This window comes from Bacteroidota bacterium (genome assembly GCA_034723125.1).
In the GTDB taxonomy this organism is placed as follows: domain Bacteria; phylum Bacteroidota; class Bacteroidia; order CAILMK01; family JAAYUY01; genus JAYEOP01.
Window position 1 is genome coordinate 1 of the sequence record JAYEOP010000098.1, and the last position, 1772, is coordinate 1772.

At 34.1% G+C, this 1772-nt stretch carries 1 protein-coding gene; it reads right to left on the minus strand.

Annotation, left to right across the window (positions count from 1 at the left end):
- Positions 1 to 460: 460 nt before the first annotated feature.
- A partial coding sequence (locus U9R42_02890) for a hypothetical protein (GenBank protein MEA3494962.1) occupies positions 461 to 1772 on the minus strand: 1312 nt, incomplete at its 5' end.

The window sequence follows — 1772 nt, forward strand, 5'->3', positions numbered from 1 at the left end:
CGTGATCCTAAAAAACAATTACCAAATTGGCTTATTAAAGCTTTGAGATTTGGTAGGGTAAAAGGCTAATAGTAGTCGGCAGTCTTCAGTCTCCAGTCTCCAGTCCGCAGTCTTCAGTCTCCAGTCTCCAGTCCGCAGTCTTCAGTCTCCAGTCCGCAGTCTTCAGTCTCCAGTCCGCAGTCAGCAGTCTTCAGTCTGTGCCTGCCTGAATAACGTTGATTTTTTGGTTTTTTTTTCTCTGCGTTTCTGCGACTCTGCGTTTAAACAAATTTAACCCAACTTGGCTCTATTCAAATACACTCTCCTAATTAACAATTGATTACAAAAATTGTGGGTTAATGACAATTAAATGACAGCGAAGCAAATGACCACTAAATGACTATTAAAACAAACCAACAAATCACCGAATAAACAAATCAACAAATCATGTCCTTATGGATAACCAATTTCCAAAAATCCATTATGTTTTTCTTTTTTTCTTTTTCGCAGCAGGAAATAAAACATTGTTGAGTATTAATCTATAACCTGTTGAATTGGGGAATAAATTTAAGTCCGTAGGTGGTTCACCAACAAAATGCTGATAATCTTCGGGGTCATGTCCTCCGTAAAAAGTCCACATACCTTTACCGAATTCTCCATGAATGTATTTCGCAGATTTTAGCATTTTGCTTTCTCCCATTATCAAAACATTAGATTTAATGTATTTCTCATTGAAAGATGTTGTTTGACCAAAGAAACCTTTTATAATTTGCGAGTGATTTTGACAAAGCATTGTTGGTACAACATCCCATTTTGCTGAAAAATTGAATAGAGTAAAATAATCTTTTTCTTCAGTAAGTTTTTTATGATTATTTGTTGCATCAATACTTGAGAATTCATAAACTATAGGATTTCTTTCCAATGAAAAATCTTTAAAAGCAAAAGTATTATTAAAGTTCAATTTTTTTTCAGCATTTGGATCTATTGGGTCTCCGTCAAATTCTTTAGTGCAAATATCGACTCCATCTGCTGCAAGGGCGATATCGTAAGTGTCGGCAGCAGCACACATGGCAAAAAGATAGCCTCCTCCTACTACATAATCTCTGATTTTTTTTGCGATAGCAAGTTTTAATTCTGAAATTTTTGAATAGCCCCATCTTTGTGCAATTTCTTTATTTTCTCTTCTTTCCTCCTGATACCACTTTTTATGCCTGTAACCAAACCAAAACTTCCCCATTTGACCTGTAAAATCCTCATGATGAAGGTGAAGCCAATCATAAAGATGCAATTTGTCTTGGAGGATTTCGTCATCATAAATTACATCATAGGGGATTTCTGCATAGGTAAGTACTAAGGTAACAGCATCATCCCATGGTTGTTTTGTTTTTGGAGAATAAACAGCTATTTTGGGTGCTTTCTCAAGTTTTACAACTTCTTGATTTTTTTCAGGGTGTGAAATGTCAGTAACAATTTTATTGTATTGAACATTTGCAATTACTTCATAGCTGACATTTCTAATTTTACATTCTTTTTCAAAAGTAGAACTGTAGGGAAAAACAAAACTTCCGCTACGATAATTTAAAAGCCATTCGGCAGTTACTCCTTGAGAAATAACATAATATGTTATTCCATAGGCTTTTAAGTGGTTTTTTTGTGCATCTTCCATTGGAATCAGGATGTAGGCTGCATCCACTTTTGTAAAAATAAGTATTGTAAAAATAAGGAGGATTAAATATCTTTTCATGAAATGATTTATTTTGTATAAATACTTACAAAAGATATTCCTGAAATCA